26 protein-coding genes are annotated in these 24,224 nt (G+C 41.6%); 14 read left to right on the top strand and 12 right to left on the bottom strand.

Features of this window, described 5'->3' with window-relative positions:
• Window positions 1-5: 5 nt before the first annotated feature.
• Entirely contained in the window at window positions 6-1,031 is a 1,026-nt protein-coding gene (gene purR, locus GKR71_RS04820) for an HTH-type transcriptional repressor PurR (protein ID WP_006660078.1), read from the bottom strand.
• 267 nt (window positions 1,032-1,298) lie between these two features.
• On the opposite strand from purR, the gene cydH reads away from it, so the two are divergent.
• Window positions 1,299-1,382: a cytochrome bd-I oxidase subunit CydH gene (gene cydH / locus GKR71_RS20495; protein WP_108479009.1), complete on the top strand. Its 84-nt coding sequence runs from the start codon at window positions 1,299-1,301 to the stop codon at window positions 1,380-1,382.
• An 88-nt stretch (window positions 1,383-1,470) separates the two neighbouring features.
• On the opposite strand, the gene sodB is transcribed toward cydH, so the two are convergent.
• Window positions 1,471-2,049 (bottom strand): superoxide dismutase [Fe], encoded by a 579-nt coding sequence (gene sodB, locus GKR71_RS04830; protein ID WP_036953529.1) that lies wholly within the window; start codon window positions 2,047-2,049, stop codon window positions 1,471-1,473.
• 599 nt (window positions 2,050-2,648) lie between these two features.
• Between sodB and GKR71_RS04835 the strand changes: the two genes are divergently transcribed.
• Window positions 2,649-2,996 (top strand): Grx4 family monothiol glutaredoxin, encoded by a 348-nt coding sequence (locus GKR71_RS04835; RefSeq protein WP_036953526.1) that lies wholly within the window; start codon window positions 2,649-2,651, stop codon window positions 2,994-2,996.
• Between the two features lie 90 nt (window positions 2,997-3,086).
• On the opposite strand, the gene rnt is transcribed toward GKR71_RS04835, so the two are convergent.
• Both rnt and gloA read right to left on the bottom strand, forming a co-directional pair.
• Window positions 3,087-3,731: a ribonuclease T gene (rnt, locus tag GKR71_RS04840; RefSeq protein WP_036953524.1), complete on the bottom strand. Its 645-nt coding sequence runs from the start codon at window positions 3,729-3,731 to the stop codon at window positions 3,087-3,089.
• A gap of 129 nt (window positions 3,732-3,860) precedes the next feature.
• A complete protein-coding gene (gene gloA, locus GKR71_RS04845) occupies window positions 3,861-4,268 on the bottom strand; it encodes a lactoylglutathione lyase (protein WP_036953521.1) in 408 nt (135 codons plus the stop codon).
• A 184-nt stretch (window positions 4,269-4,452) separates the two neighbouring features.
• Between gloA and GKR71_RS04850 the strand changes: the two genes are divergently transcribed.
• Entirely contained in the window at window positions 4,453-4,692 is a 240-nt protein-coding gene (locus GKR71_RS04850) for a DUF1289 domain-containing protein (protein ID WP_036953518.1), read from the top strand.
• A gap of 507 nt (window positions 4,693-5,199) precedes the next feature.
• Window positions 5,200-5,634, top strand: coding sequence for a transcriptional regulator SlyA (gene slyA, locus GKR71_RS04855; protein ID WP_036953515.1), 435 nt, complete (start codon window positions 5,200-5,202; stop codon window positions 5,632-5,634).
• Window positions 5,635-6,089: 455 nt separating this feature from the next.
• Here slyA and GKR71_RS04860 read toward each other — a convergent pair whose 3' ends face one another.
• Window positions 6,090-6,557: a glycine zipper 2TM domain-containing protein gene (locus GKR71_RS04860; RefSeq protein WP_036953512.1), complete on the bottom strand. Its 468-nt coding sequence runs from the start codon at window positions 6,555-6,557 to the stop codon at window positions 6,090-6,092.
• 525 nt (window positions 6,558-7,082) lie between these two features.
• On the opposite strand from GKR71_RS04860, the gene anmK reads away from it, so the two are divergent.
• The 4 genes from anmK to pdxY all read left to right on the top strand — a co-directional run bounded on the left by anmK (window position 7,083) and on the right by pdxY (window position 11,291).
• Window positions 7,083-8,207, top strand: a complete 1,125-nt coding sequence (gene anmK, locus GKR71_RS04865) for an anhydro-N-acetylmuramic acid kinase (RefSeq protein ID WP_230085025.1) — start codon at window positions 7,083-7,085, stop codon at window positions 8,205-8,207.
• A 20-nt stretch (window positions 8,208-8,227) separates the two neighbouring features.
• Window positions 8,228-8,881 (top strand): pyridoxamine 5'-phosphate oxidase, encoded by a 654-nt coding sequence (gene pdxH, locus GKR71_RS04870; protein WP_036953508.1) that lies wholly within the window; start codon window positions 8,228-8,230, stop codon window positions 8,879-8,881.
• 160 nt (window positions 8,882-9,041) lie between these two features.
• The gene (gene tyrS / locus GKR71_RS04875; protein ID WP_036953505.1) at window positions 9,042-10,316 is read left to right on the top strand and encodes a tyrosine--tRNA ligase; all 1,275 of its coding nucleotides are present in this window, start codon (window positions 9,042-9,044) and stop codon (window positions 10,314-10,316) included.
• Window positions 10,317-10,427: 111 nt separating this feature from the next.
• Window positions 10,428-11,291, top strand: a complete 864-nt coding sequence (gene pdxY / locus GKR71_RS04880; RefSeq protein WP_154599988.1) for a pyridoxal kinase PdxY — start codon at window positions 10,428-10,430, stop codon at window positions 11,289-11,291.
• Between the two features lie 86 nt (window positions 11,292-11,377).
• Here the strand turns inward: pdxY and gstA are convergent, their stop codons facing one another.
• Window positions 11,378-11,992 carry a glutathione transferase GstA gene (gstA, locus tag GKR71_RS04885; protein WP_036953499.1) on the bottom strand — a complete coding sequence of 205 codons (615 nt, stop codon included), beginning with the start codon at window positions 11,990-11,992 and terminating at the stop codon, window positions 11,378-11,380.
• A 290-nt stretch (window positions 11,993-12,282) separates the two neighbouring features.
• Between gstA and GKR71_RS04890 the strand changes: the two genes are divergently transcribed.
• Window positions 12,283-13,149 (top strand): DUF817 domain-containing protein, encoded by an 867-nt coding sequence (locus GKR71_RS04890; protein ID WP_036953496.1) that lies wholly within the window; start codon window positions 12,283-12,285, stop codon window positions 13,147-13,149.
• 49 nt (window positions 13,150-13,198) lie between these two features.
• Here GKR71_RS04890 and sapF read toward each other — a convergent pair whose 3' ends face one another.
• From sapF to pspF, 6 genes are all read right to left on the bottom strand, one after another.
• A complete protein-coding gene (sapF, locus tag GKR71_RS04895) occupies window positions 13,199-14,002 on the bottom strand; it encodes a putrescine export ABC transporter ATP-binding protein SapF (protein ID WP_036953493.1) in 804 nt (267 codons plus the stop codon).
• Window positions 14,002-14,997 (bottom strand): putrescine export ABC transporter ATP-binding protein SapD, encoded by a 996-nt coding sequence (sapD, locus tag GKR71_RS04900; protein WP_036953491.1) that lies wholly within the window; start codon window positions 14,995-14,997, stop codon window positions 14,002-14,004. Before sapD ends, sapF begins: the two co-directional genes overlap by 1 nt.
• A complete protein-coding gene (sapC, locus tag GKR71_RS04905; RefSeq protein ID WP_036953488.1) occupies window positions 14,997-15,887 on the bottom strand; it encodes a putrescine export ABC transporter permease SapC in 891 nt (296 codons plus the stop codon). Before sapC ends, sapD begins: the two co-directional genes overlap by 1 nt.
• On the bottom strand, window positions 15,874-16,839 hold the full coding sequence (sapB, locus tag GKR71_RS04910) for a putrescine export ABC transporter permease SapB (RefSeq protein WP_154609629.1): 966 nt from the start codon (window positions 16,837-16,839) through the stop codon (window positions 15,874-15,876). Before sapB ends, sapC begins: the two co-directional genes overlap by 14 nt.
• A complete protein-coding gene (gene sapA, locus GKR71_RS04915; RefSeq protein WP_108479006.1) occupies window positions 16,836-18,521 on the bottom strand; it encodes an ABC transporter substrate-binding protein SapA in 1,686 nt (561 codons plus the stop codon). The genes sapB and sapA overlap by 4 nt, the downstream gene beginning before the upstream one ends.
• A 372-nt stretch (window positions 18,522-18,893) precedes the next feature.
• The gene (gene pspF / locus GKR71_RS04920) at window positions 18,894-19,895 is read right to left on the bottom strand and encodes a phage shock protein operon transcriptional activator (protein WP_036953481.1); all 1,002 of its coding nucleotides are present in this window, start codon (window positions 19,893-19,895) and stop codon (window positions 18,894-18,896) included.
• A gap of 285 nt (window positions 19,896-20,180) precedes the next feature.
• On the opposite strand from pspF, the gene pspA reads away from it, so the two are divergent.
• The 5 genes from pspA to GKR71_RS04945 all read left to right on the top strand — a co-directional run bounded on the left by pspA (window position 20,181) and on the right by GKR71_RS04945 (window position 24,049).
• The gene (pspA, locus tag GKR71_RS04925) at window positions 20,181-20,846 is read left to right on the top strand and encodes a phage shock protein PspA (RefSeq protein ID WP_006660058.1); all 666 of its coding nucleotides are present in this window, start codon (window positions 20,181-20,183) and stop codon (window positions 20,844-20,846) included.
• A gap of 74 nt (window positions 20,847-20,920) precedes the next feature.
• Window positions 20,921-21,151 (top strand): envelope stress response membrane protein PspB, encoded by a 231-nt coding sequence (gene pspB, locus GKR71_RS04930; protein ID WP_036953478.1) that lies wholly within the window; start codon window positions 20,921-20,923, stop codon window positions 21,149-21,151.
• Window positions 21,151-21,507 carry an envelope stress response membrane protein PspC gene (pspC, locus tag GKR71_RS04935; protein WP_036953477.1) on the top strand — a complete coding sequence of 119 codons (357 nt, stop codon included), beginning with the start codon at window positions 21,151-21,153 and terminating at the stop codon, window positions 21,505-21,507. The genes pspB and pspC overlap by 1 nt, the downstream gene beginning before the upstream one ends.
• A gap of 92 nt (window positions 21,508-21,599) precedes the next feature.
• Window positions 21,600-22,997 (top strand): YcjX family protein, encoded by a 1,398-nt coding sequence (locus GKR71_RS04940; RefSeq protein WP_036953475.1) that lies wholly within the window; start codon window positions 21,600-21,602, stop codon window positions 22,995-22,997.
• Entirely contained in the window at window positions 22,994-24,049 is a 1,056-nt protein-coding gene (locus GKR71_RS04945; protein ID WP_154633999.1) for a YcjF family protein, read from the top strand. The genes GKR71_RS04940 and GKR71_RS04945 overlap by 4 nt, the downstream gene beginning before the upstream one ends.
• Window positions 24,050-24,224 lie beyond the last annotated feature (175 nt).

Genomic DNA, 24,224 nt, shown 5'->3' on the forward strand with positions numbered 1-24,224 from the left:
TAGACTTAGCGGCGATAATCAATAAATGGACCGTCAGCCACGGAACGGCGCTCAACTAAACGCGGATGAACTTCAATCGTTTGCGCATCTTCGCGTTTATTCACAATACGATCGAGCAACATCGCAAACGCCATCTGACCTAAACGCTCTTTCGGCTGGTGGATTGTGGTTAATGCAGGGGTGAAATAGCGCGCATTACGCACGTTATCATAGCCAATAATGGAAATATCTTGAGGAACGCGTAATCCCATCTCGTCAGCCGCACAGATTGCTCCCATCGCCATGATGTCTCCACCACAGAAGACGGCAGTAGGGCGGTGTTTGTTACTGAGGATCTGCATCATCGCTTTATAGCCAGATTCTGGCTCGAAATCCCCTTGAACAATCCATTCATCTTTCAACGTGACTTTGGCTTCTTCCATGGCTTTTTTGAAGCCAGTTAAACGCCCAATACCTGTATTTCTTTCAAGAGAGCCAGGGATCACGCCAATTTCACGATGACCACGGTCAATAAGATAACGACCCGCTAAATAACCACCGTGGAAAGAGTTATCAATAATACTGTCAGTGAAATCTCCGCGAGAGGTACCCCAGTCCATGACAACCATTGGGATATTTCGGTAATCTTCCAACATACCAATCAAGGTGTCAGGGTATTCAGAACACATCACAAGTAGCCCATCGACACGTTTTTGTGCCAACATTTGCAAGTACGCTTTTTGTTTACCTAAGTTATTGTGAGAGTTACATAAAATTAGAGTATAGCCTTTCTCATAGCAACTATTCTCGACAGACTCAATCACTTCTGCGAAATAGGGGGCTTCACTTGATGTTGCCAACAGGCCAATTGATTTGGTGTGGTTGACTTTTAAACTACGCGCAACCGCACTCGGAGAATAATTGAGCTCTTTGATGGCGGCCCAAACGGCTGTTTTTGTATCATCAGCGACAAAACGCGTCTTGTTGATAACATGGGAGACGGTTGTGGTAGAGACGCCCGCACGTTTCGCCACATCTTTAATTGTTGCCATGAGAAGAAAAAACTCCTAACCAAAACTTGGTCTCTAAAATAATTCTAGTTAAATAATTACCTGCATATTGATGCATAGTACCTTTGCTGGCAATAATTTAGCGATTTGTTGTCGATTTTGTCTGATCTAGCGCAAAAACGAAAGAAATAATTGATGTTATAACATGTGATATAGACACTGGTTTTACGTTTTTGTGCATGTATACTGAAATAACCTTTTTATTTTATGGTTATTTGATAATTCAATTTCTTTATATGAGAGGGTCTCATGGATACAGATTTTAAATATGGATTGCTAGCTGCGTTTGGCTCTTTAGCTGTAATTATTTTGTTTGCTGTGCACATTTTCTGATTTCATTTCCATCCTATCTACTAAGGATGAGAAATAATTAAGGGCGAGTATTATACTCGCCCTTAGTCATTTTAGATCTGAACTAAAATTAAGCCAGATTTTCTTCAACAAATTTCCAGTTAACCAGCGCCCAGAAGTTTTCTAAGTATTTTGGACGTGCGTTACGGTAGTCGATGTAGTATGCGTGTTCCCAGATATCAACAGTCAGAACTGGCTTATCGTCACCAGAAATTGGTGTTGCCGCGTTAGACGTGTTAACGATAGCCAGGCTGCCATCTGCTTTCTTCACTAACCAAGTCCAACCTGCACCGAAGTTTTTAACTGCGGCATCAGTGAATTGCTCTTTGAATTGAGCAAATGAACCGAATGCTTTGTTGATAGCTTCTGCAACTTTACCAGTTGGCTCGCCGCCTGCATTTGGTGCCAAGCAGTGCCAGTAGAAAGTGTGGTTCCAAACTTGAGCCGCGTTATTGAATACGCCAGCTTCAGAAGTTTTAATGATTTCTTCTAAAGACAGACCTTCAAATTTAGTGCCTTTGATCAGGTTATTCAGGTTAACAACATAAGTGTTGTGGTGCTTACCGTAGTGGTATTCTAAGGTTTCAGCAGAGATATGAGGTTCTAAAGCATCTTTAGCATAAGGTAGAGCTGGTAATTCAAAAGACATTGCGTACTCCTTGATTGCTTTTATTCAGTGTTTAGGGTGTTTGCTCGTAAAATGAGCGAAATTAAATGTACTTCTATTAATTAATCTACTTCTAGTGTAGTGACGTCGAGCCGTGGTGAGCTATTGCGCCGCATTGTAAGTCATGATTTATCATAACAGAATACAGGTTACAGTAAGAAAAAACCTGTTCCATGATGCTATTTATGCCTTAATTGTTAGTAAGTTGCATAATAATTATTCCACTGCGTGTCGTTATTGTCATTGAAGAGCAGGGAAATACATCAAGTGTTATTAATTTGCTAATATATTAACAAATAACTCTCATGATTACACGGCAAAAACACCCAGAGTGAATTTTTTATAGTAAAAAGAAAACGTTGCTATTTGCTTTTCACCTTTTGAGTACAGCAAATAGGAGTGCTATAGTATTCACCTTATAAAACTGGCATATTGTATGAAACAATCACGGAACAATTTGCGATGTTTTGACTATGCCGGCGATTACACCGGTCAATGTGTTCTGTCTAATGAGTTGCCTTGCAAATGATTCAAAGTGGCTCAGTGACTGCAAAATCAGCACCCACGTTTTAGGATATAAAATGACAACTATCGAAAAAATTGAGCGCCAAGTTAAAGAAAATCCAATCTTATTATACATGAAAGGCTCTCCAAAACTGCCTAGCTGCGGTTTTTCTGCTCAAGCTGTTCAAGCTCTGTCTTCTTGCGGTGAGCGTTTTGCTTACGTTGATATTTTACAAAACCCAGATATTCGTGCAGAGCTACCAAAATATGCTAATTGGCCAACATTCCCACAGTTATGGGTTGATGGTGAGTTAGTTGGCGGTTGTGACATTATCGTTGAGATGTTCCAACGCGGCGAATTACAAGCTCTGATTAAAGAAACTGCAGACAAATACCGTCCAGCAGATGAAACCATCACTGAGTAATTAAATGGTTGAATAGGCTTTAATGCTTATATTGATGAAAACCGTATTAGCCTAAAACTAATACGGTTTTTTTGTTTTTAGGGGGCGAGGTTATTGAGGCTCACTAGGTAGTGGCCATCCACCTAATTTTTTCCATTTATTGACTAACTCGCAAAATAATAGCGCGGTACGGTTAGTATCGTATAGGGCACCGTGGGCTTGCTTGCCATCAAATGGAATACCTGCGGTGACACAAGCTTTTGCAAGAATGGTTTGTCCAAAAACTAATCCACTCAGTGCGGCGGTATCAAAGGTTGCGAAGGGATGAAATGGGTTACGTTTTAACCCAGAGCGTTCTGCCGCATTCATAACAAAGCTGTGATCAAAATTTGCGTTATGAGCCACCATGATCGCGCGATTGCAATCGGTATTCTTCATACCTTTTCGAATTGTTTTAAAAATGGCATGTAATGCTTCATATTCACTCACTGCACCACGTAGGGGGTTCGTGGGGTCAATGCCAGTGAACTCCAGTGCAGAGGGCTCCAAATTCGCACCTTCAAATGGTTCTACATGAAAATGCAGCGTTTCATCAATGGCTAGCCAGCCATCTTTGTCCATTTTGAGTGTAATGGCCGCTATCTCTAATAGACCATCAGTTTTAGGGTTGAACCCACCAGTTTCAACATCTATAACGACAGGGTAGTAACCCCGGAAGCGGTTAACCAGTGAGTTAGGGTTATTTTTTTCAGACATTAGGCTTTCAATTTACAGTTTCTGGTTGGCTTTCATTATGCCAAAGGGAATGCATTTTTGCAGGTAGATACTGAAGATATTTTAGGTGATGGTTATCACCACCTAAAAATATAAAATGTATGTGAGGGATTAATTTCCTAATCCTTTGCTCGCACTTTTATTTTCGATGAGCTCAATTTTATAGCCATCTGGATCTTCAACAAATGCGATAACGGTTGTACCACCTTTGACTGGACCAGCTTCACGAGTGATATTTCCACCTGCTTGACGAATGTCTTCACAGGTTTTAGCAACATTATCAACACCTAATGCAATATGACCATAAGCATTACCTAAGTCATATTCTGTTACGCCCCAGTTATAAGTTAACTCGATAACAGCACCTTCACTTTCATCGCTGTAACCGACAAACGCTAAAGAATATTTGTATTCTGTATTTTCGCTCGTGCGCAGTAAGCGCATACCTAATACTTTGGTATAAAAATCAACGGAGCGTTGCATGTCGGTAACACGGAGCATGGTATGTAGTAAGCGCATAATAGTAGTTTCCCTATAAATTCTTCAGGCAATAATGCTTAAAGTCGAATCGATTTATCTATTAATATAACGTGGCAATATGACTAAATACAGCGATTGAGGTTTATTTTTTAGTCATATCATGGCTATACTCAATTCGAGGGAGTATATCATAATTTTATGTTTATATTACGGGTGGTTAACGATGGCAGAACAACTTGAGTTTTTTGATATTCCAAGCCCTTGCCGTGGGATATGCCAGACCAACGAGCAGGGATATTGCCGTGGTTGTTATCGAACCCGAGATGAACGTTTTGGTTGGTTGCAGCTAACTAACGCAGAAAAACGTCATGTCATCCGTTTATGTCGCCAGCGATTTTTAAGATTAAATAATAAGAAAGTGGCTCAAGAAGAGATGAATGATCCTCAACAACCTCTATTTTGATTGATAATCAAACTATTAAAAATAAGATAATTCAATCAAAAATTAATTCATTTAGATTAATTACAATAGTTACATTTCAATAAAATTTTATTTATTCAAAATGATGATGAAGTTCATTTAAATCAACTGTAAATGACATAATTTTAAGAATAACTATATTACTTTGTTTTTTAAGGGTTTATTTGATATTGCATTTTTTATTGTTAGTTGTAATTACTATAAGGGTTAAAATAGATAGATTCGAAAGAAGAGTAAGGCTATTCTTATTAATAAGATAATTGATAGGTTGTCTTATTAAGTGATTATATTGTTTTTATATGAAAAATCATGGAGGAAAGTAAGATGTATATCACTCAATGATTTATTGATGCTCACTATATATAGGTATTTATGAGGTATTGGCTCAATAAAAGGTTGTAAAGATAAAAGGGAGTTAATATATAATTCAAAAAATAATATGTATTTGGTATATTTTTTAGACATTATAATTATATAAAGGAGGGTAAATTGGAATCTCAAATTGGAACTGAATTATCTCGTGTAGTCCGTATGTGGCGAGCATTGATTGACTATCGCCTCAAACCACTTAAACTCACGCAAACACATTGGGTAACACTGCATAATATTAGCCAGTTACCGCCCGAGCAGTCGCAGATTCAATTGGCAAAGGCAATTGGTATTGAGCAACCTTCCTTGGTCAGAACATTAGATCAATTAGAAGAAAAAAGGCTCATTTCTCGTCATACATGTGCGAATGACCGACGTGCTAAGAGAATCAAACTCACAGAGGAATCGGAGCCTTTCATCAAAACGGTTGATCAAGTGATTAATAATACTCGGACAGAAATTTTAAGTAATATTAGTCATGATGAACTAAGTCAGTTATCTTTATTACTGCTAAGATTGGAGAAAAATATTCTACGCTTACAGAATGATTCATAGACTAATAATTGTATTTTATAATTGATTTTTCATTCTATGAATGTAATTCGCATAAATATATATTAATCTAATAATTATAGCCACCATTCACATAATATGTACTTCTATCTAGTTACATGGTTTTATTATGTGAGGCGGCTTTGTATTTCACTACTATGAGTTAATTTTTAGATATATGGGATATTAAGGTGTAGAAATATGAATAAAAAATGTGGCTCAAGAAAGATAGAGAATTCAAATTGTATAAATTAGATTTTACTTGAATGATATCAATCACAAAAATTTAATAAATTCCCGCAATGGAACTCATAGACAAAAAGATAGTAAAGAGCTCAGATTCGATAAAAAGCATTATTAATAAGCTAAAAAGTAAAACGCTAATTATGATTTAAATAAAAAATGCGTTCATCGATTAATTAGTCGGTGAACGCATTTTATCTTGAGCTTATGTCAAATTATCGAGGTGACACAGTCACTGTATTTCCACTGTTTGCGATCATAACACGCTGACCTACACGGAAAGCGGCAGGATCTTGTTTCTGAACCACAACAATGTTTTTACCACTGTCTAAACGGATTTCAAGCTGCACACCTTGGCTTTTATTTAGGGCACCTTGTGCTTGTTGACCCGCTAAACCACCCGCGATTGCACCAGCTGCTGTTGCTAGCGTTTTACCAGTACCGCCACCGACGGTATTACCTAATAGACCACCGATAACTGCACCACCAATTGCTCCAATTACGTTACCATCTTCACCCGCTTGAATGGTAACTGGGCGTGCATTGAGTACGGTACCATAAGTCACAGTTTGGACTTGTTTAGCATCTTGAGCTGAAATAGTATCACCAGAAAGCGTACTTGTATTGACACAGCCAGATAACGCAACAACCGCAGCAACACCTACAAAAACTTTCTTAAGCATAATAACTCCTATGAGACTTGCTGTTCGTGGCAGTAACGTAGCATCGAAGATTTGTTCTTACCATAAGCACAACAACATCAAAAATTTGTTTTAGATAACAGAGCCTAGACTACTAATTTTGAATTAAATAATTCATCAACACTAGGTAAAATATCTCAAATTCCACCCAAAATCCCAATTCAAGGCACCCTTTGCTAAAGAATCATCTATTTTTTGACTATTTTAGAACATCAATTTATGGCAAAGGCTAAATAGGGGATTTTCACCTGTAATAAAAACTACTCACCTTAAGGTGTAGCAGATAATTACAGAATGAACCATTATAAATCAAATTTAAAAAAATGAGAGATAGCAAAGTGACTCATTGTTGCTATTTTGCTCACTATTTTCATCTCTTCTATCAATTATTTATTATTCCTGCGAAGCGCTACGAGAAATTGAATCGATCAGTTGACAAATTTTTCTCTAAAAGCACAATCTTTCCTAGTTTATCTCATCGAGTGAATAGACACGTTAAAGGGAATAATGATGATTAAATCGGGTCGCTATATCGGTGTTATGTCAGGAACCAGCCTAGATGGTGTTGATGTCGTATTAGCTGCAATTAATGATAAGTTTGTTGCAGAGCAAGCTAGCTTGAGCGCCGCATTTCCGATTGAGCTGAAAAAGCGCATTCTCAATATTTGCCAAGGGCAAGAAACAACACTTTCTGAATTGGGAAAAATAGACAGAGAACTTGGCACAATATATGCCGATGCCATTAATCAGCTGCTTCATCAAACGGGTCTATCTCCCGAAGATATTATTGCGATTGGTTGTCACGGGCAAACGGTTTGGCATGAACCTGATAGTGAAACACCATTTACTATGCAGATTGGTGATAACAATCGCATAGCGGCATTAACGGGAATAACGACTGTGGGGGATTTTCGCCGCAGAGACATGGCTTATGGTGGACAAGGTGCTCCGCTAGTTCCTGCATTTCATTTAGCCGTATTAGGGCATCCGACTGAAAAACGTATAGTGCTTAACATTGGCGGGATTGCTAATGTTACTGCATTGCTGCCAAATGCATATGTAAAAGGCTATGACACAGGGCCTGGTAATATGTTAATGGACACTTGGGTCTGGCGTAACAAGCAACAAGCGTATGATAAAGATGGTGAATGGGCAAAAACGGGAACGGTGAATCAGGCATTATTAAATTCGATGCTTAATGATAGCTATTTTAAACGTTCAGCTCCTAAAAGTACTGGGCGTGAATATTTTAATATGCAATGGCTAGAGCAGCATTTGGCGCATTTTAAATTGCTATCTCCTGAAGACGTTCAAGCAACATTGTGTGAATTGACTGCCGTATCTATAGTGGATCAAGTTAAGTTATGTGGTGGCTGCGAGCGATTAATTGTTTGTGGCGGCGGCGCTCAAAATAAATTCTTAATGTTGCGATTAGCAACATTACTGCCGGGGATTGAAGTCGCGCCAAGTGATAAATATGGGCTGAGTGGTGATGATATGGAAGCACTGGCATTTGCTTGGCTTGCCGCTCGCACAGTTTCAGGCTTATCAGGTAGCCTTGCATCAGTAACGGGCGCAAGCAGAGACAGTATATTAGGTGCGATATACCCCGCGAATGTTGATATAAAATAACCGCTTGAAAGGACAGTAAAATGAACGAACTTGAAGAGATCGATCTTGCTGCGGTACGACGTGAATATACAAAAGGTGGATTGAGACGCAAAGATTTAACGCCAGATCCTATTCCATTGTTTGAGCGCTGGTTAAAGCAAGCCTGTGAAGCGCGATTAACTGACCCGACAGCAATGTGTGTGGCAACAGTTGATGAAACAGGGCAGCCTTATCAACGGATCGTATTATTAAAGCACTTCGATGAAAACGGATTAGTCTTTTATACCAATTTGGGAAGCCGTAAAGCACAGCATTTAGAGCATAACAATAAAATCAGTTTGCATTTTCCATGGTATCAATTGGAACGCCAAGTTCATTTTACAGGTGTTGCTGAGCGTTTAAGCCCTATTGAAGTACTGAAATATTTCCATAGCCGCCCAAAAGATAGCCAAATCGCCGCTTGGGCATCTGCTCAATCTTCACGGATTTCGGCGCGTGGAATCTTAGAAGGGAAATTTTTAGAGCTTAAGCAGAAATTTCAAAATGGTGAGGTTCCATTACCGAGTTTTTGGGGGGGCTATCGCGTTGTTTTTAACAGTGTCGAATTTTGGCAAGGTGGCGCTCACCGCCTGCATGACCGCTTTCTATACCAAAGAGAAGCGGATGGCTGGGTAATTGACCGATTAGCCCCGTAATAAATGGTTTTTTAGCTGGCGCTTAATTGATATGCGCTTTATGCTATAGCCTCGTTTAAGAAAATTGACAAATCATACTGGCGAGCCTTTGAGCTAAGCCTTATTTTGTCAATTTTCTACATTAAAATAGATAGACAAAATTCAACCGATGGAGTCATTGATGTCTAGCAATAACCTGATTAAACAATTGCAAGAGCGGGGCCTCGTTGCCCAGGTAACGGATGAGGATGCGTTAGCAGAGAGACTGGCGCAGGGCCCTATCTCTCTCTATTGTGGCTTCGACCCTACCGCCGATAGCTTGCACTTGGGACATCTGGTTCCTTTGCTGTGTTTAAAACGATTCCAACTAGCCGGGCACAAGCCTGTGGCGTTGGTCGGTGGCGCAACGGGCCTTATTGGCGACCCGAGCTTTAAAGCTACTGAACGTAAATTAAACACCACAGAAACCGTTCAAGAGTGGGTAGAAAAAATCCGTAACCAAGTCTCACCATTCCTTAGTTTTGATTGTGGTGATAACAGTGCACGCCTAGCTAACAACTATGATTGGTTTGGCAAAATGGATGTGCTGACATTCTTACGTGATATTGGTAAACATTTCTCCGTTAACCAAATGATCAACCGTGAGTCTGTTAAACAGCGTTTAAACCGCGATGATGTAGGTATCTCTTTCACTGAATTCGCCTATAACCTATTACAAGGTTACGATTTTGCGAACATGAATAAAGAAATGGGTGTTGAGTTACAAATTGGTGGTTCAGACCAATGGGGTAACATTACATCAGGTATTGATTTAACTCGTCGTCTGCATCAAAACCAAGTGTTTGGTTTAACTGTTCCACTGATCACCAAAACAGACGGTACCAAGTTTGGTAAAACCGAAGGTGGTGCAGTATGGTTAGATCCGAAGAAAACCAGCCAATATAAATTCTACCAATTCTGGATTAACACAGCAGATGCTGACGTTTATCGTTTCCTGAAATTCTTTACTTTCATGGAATTAAGTGAAATTGACGCATTGGAAGAAGAAGATAAAAATAGCGGTAAAGCGCCTCGTGCACAGTATGTATTAGCAGAAGAAGTAACTAAATTAGTTCACGGTGAAGCGGGTCTCGCGGCTGCAAAACGCATTACTGAAAGTTTGTTCTCTGGCGCAGTATCTGATTTAACTGAAGCTGACTTTGAACAGTTAGCTCAAGACGGTATGCCGTGCATCACCCTAGAAGATGGTGCAGATCTCCAGCAAGCATTAGTTGATTCAGAACTGGTACCTTCTCGTGGTCAAGCAAGAACGGCAATCAGCTCAAATGCAGTATCTGTGAATGGTCAGAAACAAACTGAACCAATGTATGTATTCACTGATGCTGACCGTTTATTTGGTCGTTATACACTTATCCGCCGCGGTAAGAAAAATGACTGCTTAGTTAACTGGAAATAGCTCTGACGAACCTTTGTAATATATAGCCCGGAAATCTCCGGGCTATTCATATTGGCAAATGGCTACTCACTGATTTCTCTTCATTCGACATAACAATTCTCTGGGTTTCCAATGAAAAGCGTATTATCAATTCAATCCCATGTTGTTTTCGGCCATGCAGGAAACAGTGCTGCTGCATTCCCTATGTGCCGTATGGGCGTAGATGTGTGGCCACTTAATACAGTGCAATTCTCCAACCATACTCAGTATCCACAATGGACGGGCTCAGTATTTCCAGCTCAGCATTTGACAGATATTGTCGAAGGATTAGCAAAAATCCATAAACTGGCAATCTGTGATGCCGTGTTAAGTGGTTATATTGGTTCTGCTGAGCAAGGTAATGATATTCTAGCGATTGTCCAAAAAGTCAAAGCGGCGAATCCGCAGGCACTCTATTTTTGTGACCCAGTGATGGGACATCCAGAGAAGGGATGCATCGTTGCACCAGGTGTCGCTGAGTTTCTTTGCCAACAAGCGTTAGCGGCGAGTGATGTGATTGCACCTAACTTATTAGAGTTAGAAACTTTAGCGAATGAAAAAATCACGACGGTAGAGCAAGCGGTTCAAGCGGCACGTCAATTATGTCAGCAAGGCCCTAAAACTGTATTAGTTAAGCATTTAAGCCGTGCTGGCTATCGTGCAGACCGATTTGAAATGATCTTAGTCACTGCGGAACACAGTTGGCATGTTAGTCGCCCATTAGTGGATTTTGGTGAAAAACAGCCTGTGGGAGTCGGCGACTTAACGAGTGGTTTAATGTTGGTCAATATCTTAAAAGGTGAGCCCCTCGATAAAGGCTTAGAGCATGTTGCCGCAGCAGTCTATGAAGTCATGCTGAAAACCAAAGAAATGGGTGAGTATGAACTTCAGTTAGTTGCAGCCCAAGATTTGATGGTTAGCCCCCAACATAAATTCTGCTCTACTCAGTTAGACTGATTGAGCATAGTAGTAACTTATTAAATATAGTAATAAAAAACAGCGCCGAATGGCGCTGTTTTTGTAAATGCATTTCATACAATAGATTACTTTTTCAGTAACCCTTCTGCTTCTAATGCTTCTTGTACTTTTGGACGCTTCGCAATCTTCTCACAATATTCATTCAGATGGCTTAATGCGCTGATATCAACGCCAACTAAACGAGTCCAGTTGGTGACGGTAAACAGATACGCATCAGCAACACAGAAATCACTTTTAGCGACAAAATAAGGCTGATTTTTCAGAATATCATTCACATACTGGAATTTTTTCAGTAAATTTGCGCGAACAACATCTTTATATTCTTCAGGGGTATTTGGCGCAAATAATGGGCCAAAATTCTTATGCAACTCAGTAGAAATGAAGTTTAGTGCTTCTAGCTGATGGTAGCGCTTCATTGAACCAGGCAGGGCAATCAAGTTTCTATTTGGGTTTTGATCTGCAATATATTGGACAATCACAGCGCCTTCAGTTAATTGCTCATCATCATCTAAAACAAGAGTAGGAACTTGACCTTTAGGGTTAATTTCTAAGAAGTTTTCACCCGTTTCTGTGATTTTCTCTTTTAAGTTAACACGAACAATGCTGAAATCTAATCCTGCTTCACGCAGAATGATATGAGGAGAAAGTGAGCAGGCACCGGGAGCGTAATACAATTTCATCATAAAACTCCTAAGTCATAGAATGGTCATCGTTATTGTTCTTCCAAGTATACACCAGATTTAAAAAGAGAATTGCCAAAGGATGCGGGATGGCTCTCAATATCTAAAATCACACTAATATATGGCAAGCTTACGATAGACGAGTATTTCTTTGGGGAATTATCTATTTAATTGATAATTCATTAAAATTAAGAATGTTACAGGAGAGGTCTCTGAGAGGGTTCTGTTATAATTTTGTCTCTCATTGAGCTATTCTCTCAATCCTTAGTCACATTTTATGAGCTGTCAAAATGGCATCCATTTTTAACAATCTTAATTACTTAACCAAGCTAGATGCCATCTTAATGGCTCATAAACCGAATAGTAGTAAAGGATTAAAACGCTTTATTCTGGAATTTTGGTTTTTTGGTTTAATTAACGCTCGTTCTTGTCTGTTTGCTGGATTCTTCTTTTTGGCTTTATTCCTAGTGCCAGCGAAAGGGATTCTAGGTATTCCTCGATATGATGTTTTGCTGATTTTCGCAGTCTCTTTTCAAGCATTTTTAGTATGGTCAAAGTTAGAAACGTGGGATGAGCTAAAAGCCATTTGTGTATTCCATTTAGTGGGCTTTATGATGGAGTTATTCAAAACCTCTGCGACAATTGGTTCATGGCAATATCCTGATGAGGCGTATACCAAACTTTGGGGAGTTCCACTGTTTACTGGGTTTATGTATGCGGCAGTTGGTAGCTATATCATCCAATCATGGCGTTTTTTTAATGTCAGAATTGAACATTATCCACCTTATTGGATGGCGACATTAGTGGCTTTAGCCATTTATATTAACTTTTTCAGCCATCACTATATTGATGATTATCGCTGGTACTTAACGGCGTTTATATTTGGTTTGTATGCTCGCAGTGTGGTGTTTTATACCCCATTAGATAAAGAACGTAAAATGCCGCTATTGCTTGCATTTATGCTGATAGGGTTCTTTATTTGGCTGGCGGAAAACTTCGGAACGTTCTTTGGTGTTTGGCAATATCCGAATCAAATCGGAGCATGGTCAATGGTACATGCGGGGAAATGGGGGGCATGGTCGTTACTGGTGATCGTGACTTTCACGATTGTGGTGCATCTCAAACACATAAAAAGTTGTGTATCCATAGCGCGCTAGCCACGAACTTTTTGTTAAAGACGGAGACTATTTCCCCGTCTTTTGAACATTACAAATCTTGTCGCCACGCATCAATGGATAATGGCTCCCCAAAATGGCTTTCAATCAGACGACGCGTCACGTCATGAAGCGGAGCCGCTAAAACTTCCGCTGTATTTCCTCGCTCAACGACTTCGCCTTTATCCATCACGAGCATTTTGTCACTTATATGCTTCATCATGCCTAAATGTTGGGTGACGTAAATATAAGCGATATCTTGCTTAGCTTGTAAATCGAGCATTAAGTTGATTATCTGCGAACGCATCGACATATCTAGCGAGGCAAGTGCTTCATCAGCCACGATAATTTCTGGTTGCAGAATTAACGCGCGGGCGAGGGCGATCCGTTGTTTTTGACCCGATGCTAGCATGTGTGGGTAATATTCTGCGTGATCGGCCAGTAATCCTACTTGGCGTAATGTCTGGATAATGCGTCTTTCCCGCTCAATACCAGTAAGGTTAGTATTCAGTTTTAAGGGCAATTCCAGGGTTTGACCAATACGCTGGCGCGGGTTTAATGAAGTACTTGGATCCTGAAATATCATGCGAATACGTTGGCTTCGGTAGCTATAATCCCCAAAATTTAACCGTTGGCCACGGATCAAAATCTCTCCGCCAGAAGGCTCCGTTACCCCAGACAACATACGAGCAAGCGTGGATTTCCCTGAACCATTAGCGCCGATGATGGCTAAAGTTTGCCCTGCTTGTAGGTTGAAACTCAGCGGCTTGACGGCTTGTAATTCATGGCGACGAAATAACCCTTCACGAAAACGGAACGTTTTTGTCAGGTTACGTACCTCAAGTAACGTTTCCATTAGGGTTGTTCCTCGGTATTCAATGGATAATGACAGGCAACCAGATGCCCCTTAATGCTGCGTAGTGGTGGTGCATCAATACAGGTTCGTTGTGCGTAAGGGCAACGGGGTCCCAAACGGCAGCCAATCGGTAAGTGCTCCAATGAAGGGATAGCTCCTGGGAGTGTATTTAAACGACCTTTATGAGGGATCGGGCTTTCAAAATCAGGAATAGAGCGAATCAGTGCCTGAGTATAAGGATGGCGGGGGCGCTGCAAAATATCATTCGGTGTGGCACTTTCTACAGTCTGACCGCAATACAGGACATTAATTCGGTCAACCAATTTAGACATCATTTCCATATCGTGGCTGATCAGCAAAATTCCCATATTATTGTTTTGATTTAATTTATCTAATAAACGGAAAATTTGTGCCTGCGTGGTCGATTCCATCGCGTTGGTGGGCTCATCCGCAATCAACAAGCGAGGCTGATTGGCAATCGCAATGGCGATCATCACTTTTTGGCATTCACCATCCGTCAGCTCGTACGGATAACTATGCATAATGTCTTTGTGATCTTTGATACCCACACGGTGCAATAATTCAATTGCGCGGCGTTTTCGCCAATTAAAACGCTGCCACCAACGCCCTTTGTATGTCCAGCCTGGGATAGATTGAATCAGCTGTTTTCCTATATCGGCAGCAGGATCAAGACAGGATTGCGGTTCTTGGAAAATCATCGAAATATTATGACCAATCAGGCGACGACGCTTACGTGGACTGAGTTTTAATAGGTCAATGTCTTGGAAGCGAAAACGGTCAGCAGTCACGCGGATATTATCTTTGGTGATCCCACAAATGGCTTTAGCAATTAAGCTTTTACCTGACCCAGATTCACCCACTAAGCCACGAACTTCTCCTTCAGATAAGGTCATGGAGACACGGTCAACGGCTTTGACGGGACCATTAGCTGTCATAAACTCAATAGTTAAATTACGAATATCAAGTAATGGCATTATTCCACCCCCGAATTAATCGCTCGGTGCAGTCCATCACCCAGTAAGTTCACAAATAAGACACTCGACATAATCGCAACGCCGGGCAAAATGACTGTCCACGGTGCCACATAAATCAACTCTAACGTATCGCCTAGCATCGCACCCCATTCAGATGATGGGAGTTGCGCCCCTAAATCTAAAAAGCCTAATGCCGCAATATCCAAAATTGCAATGGAGAGGGCGCGGGTTAATTCAGTGACCAAAATAGGGGTGATATTTGGCAGTACCGTGTACCACAAAATAAAGATGTTTGATGCGCCATCTAAACGTGCCGCCACGATGTACTCTTTATCTAGCTCATCATGCACGGCAACATAGATAGTACGCACCATACGGGGGATCAGCGCGAGGCAAATCGCAAGCATCGCATTGGTTAAGCTGGCACCCATAAATGCTACCACGATGATCGCCAATAGTAGAGAAGGAATCGATAGCAAGGTATCCAAAACGTGGTTAAAGACAGCGGATTTGAGTCCACGGGTCATACCCGCAAGGCAACCTAACACTAAGCCGATTATTGTCGCAATCGCAGTGACCAACAAGGCTGAGCCGAATGTGGATTTAGTACCAATTAAGAGACGGCTTAAAATATCACGTCCTAAATCATCCGTACCAAAGAAGAAAGCCACTTCACCATAGTGTGACCATGATGGTGGCGTAATTTGGTAACCTAAAAATTGTTGGTCGATGGCATAAGGTGCTAAATAAGGGCCCGCAAAACAGAGGACGATTAAAAAAATCACCCCAAAAAAGCCGATCATTGCCAGTATGTCGGAGGAGAAAATATTCCACACCACCCGTGTCGGGGATGGCATTTTCTGTTCACGATAAAAATTATCTGAGGACATACCAATCCTTATGTTTTAACGGGTCCATCATTGCGCCTAAAATATCGGATAACACGTTCACGGTGATCACCAATGCGCCAATTAACATCACGCCAGCAGAAATCGCTGAGTAGTCTCCTTGACGGATTGCAGTGACCAACCAGCGACCTAATCCCGGCCAGTTAAATACTAATTCTGTCACCATGGTTAATGTTAGCATCGTGGAGAATTGTAGCCCCAATTTCGGGATAATTGGCGGTATTGCGTTATGAAAAATATGGCGGCGAATAATTTTAAAGCGAGAAAGCCCACGAGTAGCAGCGGCTTTAACATAGTTACTGCTAGCCACTTCATCCGTACTAATACGGACTAAGCGAATGACTTCTGTGGTTGGCGCTAAGGCGAGTGTGAGTACTGGCAGGATCATATGTTCTAACACATTGATAATCATATCTTTACGGTATAGCGAATCCGAAAGCCACGCATCCACAAGGGCAAAGCCTGTTACTGGCTTTAGGTTATAAAGTAGGTCGATTCGCCCAGAAACGGGCAGCCATCCTAAGTGAAGCGAGAAAAATAGGGTTAGTATTAACGCTAAAACGAATACAGGCACGGAAAAGCCCAATAGGGCGAAAGTGCTGATCGCAATATCAACGGGTTTGTTTCGCCAAAATGAGGCAATCATCCCTAGCGGGATCCCGACAAACAACGCAAATAAAAAGGCGAGAATACACAATTCCATGGTGGCAGGGAATGTGTCTTTTAGTTGGTCGGTGATAGGTTCTCCGTTAATGCTAGAGACGCCGAAATCGAAATGCAGTAAGCCATCAAAATAGAAGATATATGCATCAATGAGTGATGCACCGCTAAGAGGCGCATTGGGCGTGAAGTAGCTTAAGCTGAAACTGACCAGCGACAAAAAGAAGACCGTCACCAGTAATAGCAGAAATCGTCTCAGTGAGTAGATGATCATGGTTGCGGCTCCTGCTGCCGAGGTGGTGCTTTTTTCGGCTCTTGCATCTCGCGATAAACGCCAGCAAATGAAGTATTGCCGAACGCGCTGATCACCAACCCTTTCATATCAAAACGATAAGCTTGTAAACGCAGCGAGTAAGCTAATGGCAATATAGGCAGTTCTTCCGCGAGAATTTGTTGTGCTTGATGATAGTAATCAATGCGGTCTGCCAGCTCTTGTGTCAGTAATGCTTTATGCAAAACGTCATCAAATTTAGAATCACACCAATGGCTTAAGTTGGTTTGTGAGCCAATGGCAGCGCAACTGAGCAGTGGGCGGAAGAAACTATCAGGGTCATTACTGTCCGTTGTCCAGCCCGCTAATGTCATGTCATGGGAGCGATCCATTAATTGATTTTCTTGGAAGCGACCTTCCACCGAACGGATACTCATGACGATACCCACTTGGGCTAGGTCTGCTTGAATTAATTCCGCCATTTTCAATGGGCTAGGGTTGTAAGATTGAGAGGAGACAGGGACCCATAATTCCAATTTTAATTTTTCTAACCCCATTTCCTGCAGCATTTGTTTGGCAAGTTCAGGGTTGTAATCGGTTATTTTTGTTTGATTATCAAATGCCCAAGATGCACGGGGGAGAATCGATGATGCCGTCTCTGCGGTACCATAATAAATGGACTGCATGAGTCGCTCATTATTAATGGCATAAGAAATTGCTTGGCGAACCTTGAGTTGGTCGAGAGGCGGCTTGCTTGTATTAAACGCAAGATACGCAATATTCATTCCCGAACGCATGGAAATACGCAGGCGAGGGTCATCACGTAGCACTTTTAACTGACTTGCGGCTGGGTAGGCGAGGACATCGCACTCACCAGTGAGCAGCTTAGAAATGCGTCCTGTACCACCCGCTCCCATATCCACCACCACTTCTTCCATGCGTGGTTCACCTTTCCAGTAATCTTTATTACGCAATAAACGGACAAACTGTCCAGCTTGGTAATCATCAAAATAGAATGGTCCAGTACCTACAGGGCGCCAATCAATCATCTCTTGGCGATTGCTAGCCGAAAGCTCATCCGCATATTCGGCAGATAAAACGGGCGCGTAGTGAGTCGCCAAGTGCCATAAAAATGAGGCATCTGGGGATTTTAATCGAAACTCAACGGTGTAGTTATTCAGTTTTTTAATACTTTCGACGCTGCTCGCAAATTGCAAACTGTCAAAATAGGGGTAGCGCCCGCCATTAATGAAATGGTAAGGATTGCTGGTTTCAAACATGCGAGAAAAACTGAATACCACATCATCTGCATTCATATTACGCGTTGGTGTAAACCAAGGTGTGGTTTGAAACTTAACGTCCTTTCTCAGATGTAGCCGATAGGTCGCACCATTATCTAAAACTTCCCAGCGGGAAGCCAACTCTGGGATCAGGCGATATGTAAAGGGGTCAACATCCAGTAAGCGGTCATACAGTTGTGCGCCTAGGGGATCAATAATTAACCCGCTACTGGCGAGTTGTGGGTTAAATGTGGTGACAATGCCATTGACGCAGTAAATAAAGCCATTTTGGCGAATATCGGCTGGGACATCATTGGCAATGGTGTCTTTGTAGCTTATGTCTGTTTGCTCTGCCAATGTTGAAAGAGAAACAGTAAATAAAAACCAAAGAGTTAAAAGGCGCATAGAGCTAATATCGTTGACCTGAATTGCCTTATTGTAGCGTAAAAATAGGGTAACAGGGTATAAGCAAAATTTGTGGTGATATTTTGTACATAGCGCTGTGGGTAGTGAAGATTTTTAACTGTAAATGAGAATCAATAAGGTTATATCTAATTGTAATGGTTACTATTATTTTTAATTTAATCTTAATGAGAAATAATCGCATTAAAATGCTTTACAAATGATACTAATAACTATTATCATTAACTCAGTCTCTTGAGTGCTTAGCTTTAGCAGACAAGGCATGACATTGCTCACATTGCTTCCAGTGTTTTATTGCTTTCAGTGTTTTAGTTATATAGCCAGCTCGGGTGCTGGCTTTTTTTTGCATAAAAATCAGCTTTCCAAGCTAATATGATGTTTTTTAATTAATCCTCGAAATTGGTCATAGCTCAGTGATAGGCATTGAGCTGCTTTACGCTGATTAAAATTGGCTTGGCGTAGCGCCTCTTCAACATATTGTTTTTCCGATTCTAATTGCCATTGTCGTAAGTCAAAGGGAAAAACGGGTGCTAATTTGGAGTTTTCTGATGATGCTGCGGGTATCTCATGAAGCTCTGCTAGTTTCTCACCAAAGGGATCTAAAATAATCGTATCCACTGGTAAGTCACTTTCCCCATGCCGATAAACTGAACGCTCGACAACATTTTTCAGTTCGCGAATATTACCTGGCCAAGAATAGTGCATCAGTGTCTGCTGGGCGTTGTCAGAAAACCCAGTGAAATAATCACGCTTTAGCTCACGTACCATACCAATGGCAAAGTGCTCAGCCAATAACAGAATGTCAGGAACACGTTCACGTAATGGCGGCATGCGAATCACTTCAAAGGCAATTCTATCTAGCAGGTCAGCGCGAAAAAGTCCTTGGCGAGCCAATTCTGGAAGGTTGGCGTTAGTGGCACAGACCAAACGAACATCGACTTTTAATGACTGACTTCCGCCTACACGCTCTAATTCGCCATATTCAATCACACGTAACAGTTTTTCTTGTACAGACATCGGCGCGGTTGCCAGTTCATCAAGGAACAATGTGCCTTTATCTGCACGTTCAAAGCGACCTTGATGGCGTTTCTGGGCCCCAGTAAACGATCCTGCTTCATGTCCAAATAATTCAGAATCCAGCAAGTTCTCATTGAGTCCGCTGCAATTTAAGGAGATAAAAGGCTCTTGCCAGCGGGGAGATAGATAGTGAAGGCGATCCGCGATTAACTCTTTACCTGTTCCTCGTTCGCCAATAACAAGGACAGGTTTATTTAGCTTAGCAAGTTCGGAAGCACGTTCTAGGACATCAAGGAAATTACTCGATACACCAAGAATAGTATTGTTAGTCTCTTTCATGGTTATTTTTACCAAGTTTTGGTTAATTTTACCTATAGTTAACTATAGTACAAATAACCGTCGATAGATATCGAAATAATATTTTTGTTATTTATTAGTTGGTTATGCCATTCTGAAAAAGTTGGCACGCCAATTGCTATCTTAGAGTTGTAAAAGATTTTGATTGAAATAATTATCGGTTTAATAATTTCAATTTTATATTCATGGAGCATCACGTATTGGTTGGACGCCAACATCGGGTTGAGACTCTACAGAAAGATAACATCCATCAAGAGGATATAAATTATGGGTATTTTTTCACGTTTTGCCGACATCATTAATGCCAACATTGCTTCACTGCTTGATAAAGCTGAAGATCCGCAGAAAATGATCCGCCTGATGATTCAGGAAATGGAAGACATGTTAGTGGAAATCCGTTCCACCTCAGCACGTACCTTAGCTGAGAAAAAAAGTTTAGAGCGCCGCGTCGAAATGGGCGAAAAACAGATTGCCGAATGGCAAGAAAAAGCGGAACTGGCATTAATCAAAGATAAAGAAGATTTAGCTCGCGCAGCATTGATTGAAAAACAAAAAGTCAGTGCCATGGTCGATACGCTAAAACATGAACTGATTATTGTTGATGAAACGCTGACTCGCTTAAAAGGCGAAATCACAGAATTAGAAAATAAACTGCAAGAAACGCGTGCAAAACAGCAATCAATGACCGTACGTTTAGAGGCGGCGCAATCAAGTCGTAATGTTCGTCGCCAGTTAGACAGTGGTAAACTGGATGAAGCAATGGCGCGTTTTGAACAGTTTGAACGTCGCATTGACCATATGGAAGGCGAAGCGCAAAGCTACGGTATTGGTAAACAACGCTCTTTAGAACAGCAATTTGCTGAGTTAAAAGCGGATGATGAAATTAGTGCACAGTTAGCCGCGCTTAAAGCTAAAATCAATAAAGACGAATAATATTCAACACGCAAGGCGCAGTGGTTTCATTGCGCCAGTGCGCTAGGCTAAATAACCATAAATAAGGAAATGTGATGGGCTACGTTTTACTGTCTCTCGTATTAATCATTTTTGTCATTTTTGTTCTGCCGATTTGGTTGTGGCTCCATTATAGTAAGAAAAATAATGGGCAGGGAAGTCAGCTTACTGAAAATGAAGTGCAACGTTTGATGCAATTGGCAGAGCAGTCATCGCGTATGCAGCAGCGCATCAAAACGCTGGAAGATATTTTAGATGCCGAGCACCCAAATTGGAGGCAAAAATAATGACTAATCTACGCAACCGCAAGTTATATCGCTTAACGGATAAACGTGTTTTTGGTGGTGTTTGTTCCGGTCTCGCTGAATATTTAGAGTTACCGGTTGCTTTGGTCAGAGCATTAGCTGTACTTGCCCTGTTTATGAGTTTTGGATTGACCTTGATTGTCTATGTGGTGATGTGTTTCTTTGTGGAAGCTGCGCCAAGCGGTTACCGAAGCGAACAGGATATTGGACCAGAAGTGACAACACTATTAAACCAAATTGATGCTCAGCTACAAGCTGGGGAAATGAAACTGCGCCAAATGGAGCGCTATGTCACTTCGGACACTTATGCCGTGAACAGCAAGTTTCGTCATCTATAACAACTGATTTGCACCATCACATAAATGGGAATAGAGTTTAATGACTGTATTCCCTTTATATTTTTATTGGGAGAGCGAGAACTAGGAGCATTATGAAACGGCTACAAAATGAATTAACTGACTTAATGAACCGTAGCGTTGACCGCCATGTAAGGCTTGCTGTCACTGGATTAAGTCGCAGTGGAAAAACCGCATTCATCACTTCTCTCGTTAACCAACTTCTTAACACCACCACGGGGGCGCGCCTTCCGCTATTTTCAGCGGCGAGAGATAAACGGATCCTAGGGGTAAAACGCATTCCACAGCGCGATATGTCAATTCCGCGTTTCGCTTATGATGAAGGAATTGCATCGCTTTATGGCGACCCGCCGCAATGGCCGACGCCTACCCGTGGAGTGAGCGAAATTCGCTTGAAAATTCATTACCGTTCAAATGATTCGTTTGTTCGCCATTTTGTCGATAACTCCTCCCTGTACTTAGAAATTGTCGATTACCCGGGGGAGTGGCTACTGGACTTACCGATGCTAGATCTGAATTATTTAACATGGTCTAGCCAAATGAAAGTGCTACTTAAAGGTAAGCGTGGGGAGCTCGCGAATGAATGGCTACAACTTTGCCAAAAATGTGATCCATTAGCTCCTGTCGATGAAAATCTCTTAGCTGAAATTTCCAATGCTTACACCGCATATCTGCATGAATGTAAGCAACAAGGACAGCACTTTATTCAACCTGGTAGATTTGTTTTACCTGGAGAGTTAGCTGGAGCGCCTGCATTACAATTCTTTCCATGGCCAAACATCGAAAAATATGGTGAAAAACAGTTAACGCAAGCGGATAAAAACACCAATATCGGCGCATTACAGCGTCGCTATCAATACTACTGTGACCATGTGGTGAAAGGGTTTTATAAGGATCATTTCCAGCGTTTTGACCGACAAATTGTGCTGGTGGATTGTTTGCAGCCTTTAAATAGTGGCGCAGACGCCTTCAATGATATGCGAATGGCGCTAACGCAGTTAATGCGCAGCTTTCATTATGGAAAACGCACATTGCTCAGACGCATGTTTTCTCCATGTATTGATAAGCTACTTTTTGCCGCCAGTAAATCGGATCACGTCACACCCGATCAACATGCAAACTTAGTCTCATTATTGCAGCAGTTAGTCCAAGATGCTTGGCAAAATGCAGCATTTGAAGGGATCAGCATGGACTGTGTAGGGCTGGCGTCTATTCAAGCGACGGAAAGCGGTATTGTGGACTACAAGGGTGAAAAATTACCTGCTTTAAAAGGTGAGCGACTTAGCGATGGGCAACCCTTAACGTTCTACCCAGGGGATGTCCCTAAGCGTTTACCTAATGAACAGTTTTGGCAACAGCAAGGCTTTCAATTTGAAAATTTCCGCCCTCGGCCAACACCGTTAGATCAACCGTTGCCACATATTCGCATGGACAGTGCTTTGGAATTTTTGTTAGGAGATAAACTGAAATGAGTGAACCTCTAAAACAGCGCGTAGACTTTGCCGCTAAAGCCGATAAGCCAGCCATGGAGCCATTAAAACAAGCGCAAACCTTTGATGAGAAAGCGTTTGAAAAATTTGTGCCGGTTGATATACAAGAAGAACAAGATAGCCAAGATGGCGAAGTTGAAAGTCTTATCAACGAGGCCTTAAAACCTAAACGCAGTTTCTGGCGCAAGCTAGTTGGTGCTGCCGCAGGCATTTTTGGGGTGAGCGTTGTCGCTCAATTAGGGCTTTGGATCCATCAATCATGGATAACCCAAGACTGGACAGCGTTAGGCACCGCAGCAGCGGGGGGATTAATTGTGGTCGCTGGTGTGGGTTCAGTCATCGGCGAATGGCGTCGCTTGTATCGGCTCAGAGAACGTGCAGAGGAGCGTGATTTTGCACGTGAATTGCTTCATAGCCACGGCATGGGGCAGGGTAAAGCATTCTGTGAAAAACTCGCCAAACAATCTGCATTACCGATGCAACATCCTGCGATACAAAGCTGGCAAACCACGGTTCATGATTCGCATAATGACCGTGAGGTTATTGAACTGTATAGTAAATTAGTTCAACCGATCCTGGATGAGCAAGCGCGTAAAGAGATCAGCCGTTCATCAGCAGAATCTGCCTTGATGATAGCGGTCAGCCCATTGGCGATTGTTGACATGGCATTTATCGCGTGGCGCAACATTCGTTTAATCAACCGCATTGCAGCCATTTATGGCATCGAACTGGGCTACTATAGTCGGATCCGCTTATTCCGTATGGTGCTGATTAATATTGCATTTGCTGGCGCTTCTGAACTTATTCGTGAAGTCGGGATGGATTGGTTATCTCAGGATATTACCGCACGGTTGTCGACACGCGCGGCACAAGGAATCGGCGCTGGGCTTCTGACCGCTCGATTAGGCATTAAGGCGATGGAGCTATGCCGTCCATTACCTTGGATAGAAGACAAACCGAAATTGGGTGATTTTCGCCGTCAATTAATTGGCCAGCTGAAAAATGCCATTCCCTCAAAAAAAGAGAATCCATAAGCTGTAAATTTGACTGGCAGGATGAGTTGACAGTTTTAATCATTCTGCCAGTCATGTCTAAAAGGGTAATACCCTGCCGAATTAATCAACAATCCTCATATTAAAGAAAGAAATGTTGCTGATATTTATTAGAAACTAGACGAGTGTCAACAATATGTGACACGGCTCTGTATTA

This window comes from Providencia sp. wls1922, from assembly GCF_009706505.1.
Taxonomy (GTDB): Bacteria; Pseudomonadota; Gammaproteobacteria; order Enterobacterales; family Enterobacteriaceae; genus Providencia; species Providencia lanzhouensis.

What these genes read in the sequence shown, in the direction of transcription:
- purR (WP_006660078.1), bottom strand. Translation starts at nt 1,031, where the DNA reads ATGGCAACAATTAAAGATGTGGCGAAACGTGCGGGCGTCTCTACCACA.
- cydH (WP_108479009.1), top strand. Translation starts at nt 1,299, where the DNA reads ATGGATACAGATTTTAAATATGGATTGCTAGCTGCGTTTGGCTCTTTA.
- sodB (WP_036953529.1), bottom strand. Translation starts at nt 2,049, where the DNA reads ATGTCTTTTGAATTACCAGCTCTACCTTATGCTAAAGATGCTTTAGAA.
- GKR71_RS04835 (WP_036953526.1), top strand. Translation starts at nt 2,649, where the DNA reads ATGACAACTATCGAAAAAATTGAGCGCCAAGTTAAAGAAAATCCAATC.
- rnt (WP_036953524.1), bottom strand. Translation starts at nt 3,731, where the DNA reads ATGTCTGAAAAAAATAACCCTAACTCACTGGTTAACCGCTTCCGGGGT.
- gloA (WP_036953521.1), bottom strand. Translation starts at nt 4,268, where the DNA reads ATGCGCTTACTACATACCATGCTCCGTGTTACCGACATGCAACGCTCC.
- GKR71_RS04850 (WP_036953518.1), top strand. Translation starts at nt 4,453, where the DNA reads ATGGCAGAACAACTTGAGTTTTTTGATATTCCAAGCCCTTGCCGTGGG.
- GKR71_RS04860 (WP_036953512.1), bottom strand. Translation starts at nt 6,557, where the DNA reads ATGCTTAAGAAAGTTTTTGTAGGTGTTGCTGCGGTTGTTGCGTTATCT.
- anmK (WP_230085025.1), top strand. Translation starts at nt 7,083, where the DNA reads ATGATGATTAAATCGGGTCGCTATATCGGTGTTATGTCAGGAACCAGC.
- pdxH (WP_036953508.1), top strand. Translation starts at nt 8,228, where the DNA reads ATGAACGAACTTGAAGAGATCGATCTTGCTGCGGTACGACGTGAATAT.
- tyrS (WP_036953505.1), top strand. Translation starts at nt 9,042, where the DNA reads ATGTCTAGCAATAACCTGATTAAACAATTGCAAGAGCGGGGCCTCGTT.
- pdxY (WP_154599988.1), top strand. Translation starts at nt 10,428, where the DNA reads ATGAAAAGCGTATTATCAATTCAATCCCATGTTGTTTTCGGCCATGCA.
- gstA (WP_036953499.1), bottom strand. Translation starts at nt 11,992, where the DNA reads ATGAAATTGTATTACGCTCCCGGTGCCTGCTCACTTTCTCCTCATATC.
- GKR71_RS04890 (WP_036953496.1), top strand. Translation starts at nt 12,283, where the DNA reads ATGGCATCCATTTTTAACAATCTTAATTACTTAACCAAGCTAGATGCC.
- sapF (WP_036953493.1), bottom strand. Translation starts at nt 14,002, where the DNA reads ATGGAAACGTTACTTGAGGTACGTAACCTGACAAAAACGTTCCGTTTT.
- sapD (WP_036953491.1), bottom strand. Translation starts at nt 14,997, where the DNA reads ATGCCATTACTTGATATTCGTAATTTAACTATTGAGTTTATGACAGCT.
- sapC (WP_036953488.1), bottom strand. Translation starts at nt 15,887, where the DNA reads ATGTCCTCAGATAATTTTTATCGTGAACAGAAAATGCCATCCCCGACA.
- sapB (WP_154609629.1), bottom strand. Translation starts at nt 16,839, where the DNA reads ATGATCATCTACTCACTGAGACGATTTCTGCTATTACTGGTGACGGTC.
- sapA (WP_108479006.1), bottom strand. Translation starts at nt 18,521, where the DNA reads ATGCGCCTTTTAACTCTTTGGTTTTTATTTACTGTTTCTCTTTCAACA.
- pspF (WP_036953481.1), bottom strand. Translation starts at nt 19,895, where the DNA reads ATGAAAGAGACTAACAATACTATTCTTGGTGTATCGAGTAATTTCCTT.
- pspA (WP_006660058.1), top strand. Translation starts at nt 20,181, where the DNA reads ATGGGTATTTTTTCACGTTTTGCCGACATCATTAATGCCAACATTGCT.
- pspB (WP_036953478.1), top strand. Translation starts at nt 20,921, where the DNA reads ATGGGCTACGTTTTACTGTCTCTCGTATTAATCATTTTTGTCATTTTT.
- pspC (WP_036953477.1), top strand. Translation starts at nt 21,151, where the DNA reads ATGACTAATCTACGCAACCGCAAGTTATATCGCTTAACGGATAAACGT.
- GKR71_RS04940 (WP_036953475.1), top strand. Translation starts at nt 21,600, where the DNA reads ATGAAACGGCTACAAAATGAATTAACTGACTTAATGAACCGTAGCGTT.
- GKR71_RS04945 (WP_154633999.1), top strand. Translation starts at nt 22,994, where the DNA reads ATGAGTGAACCTCTAAAACAGCGCGTAGACTTTGCCGCTAAAGCCGAT.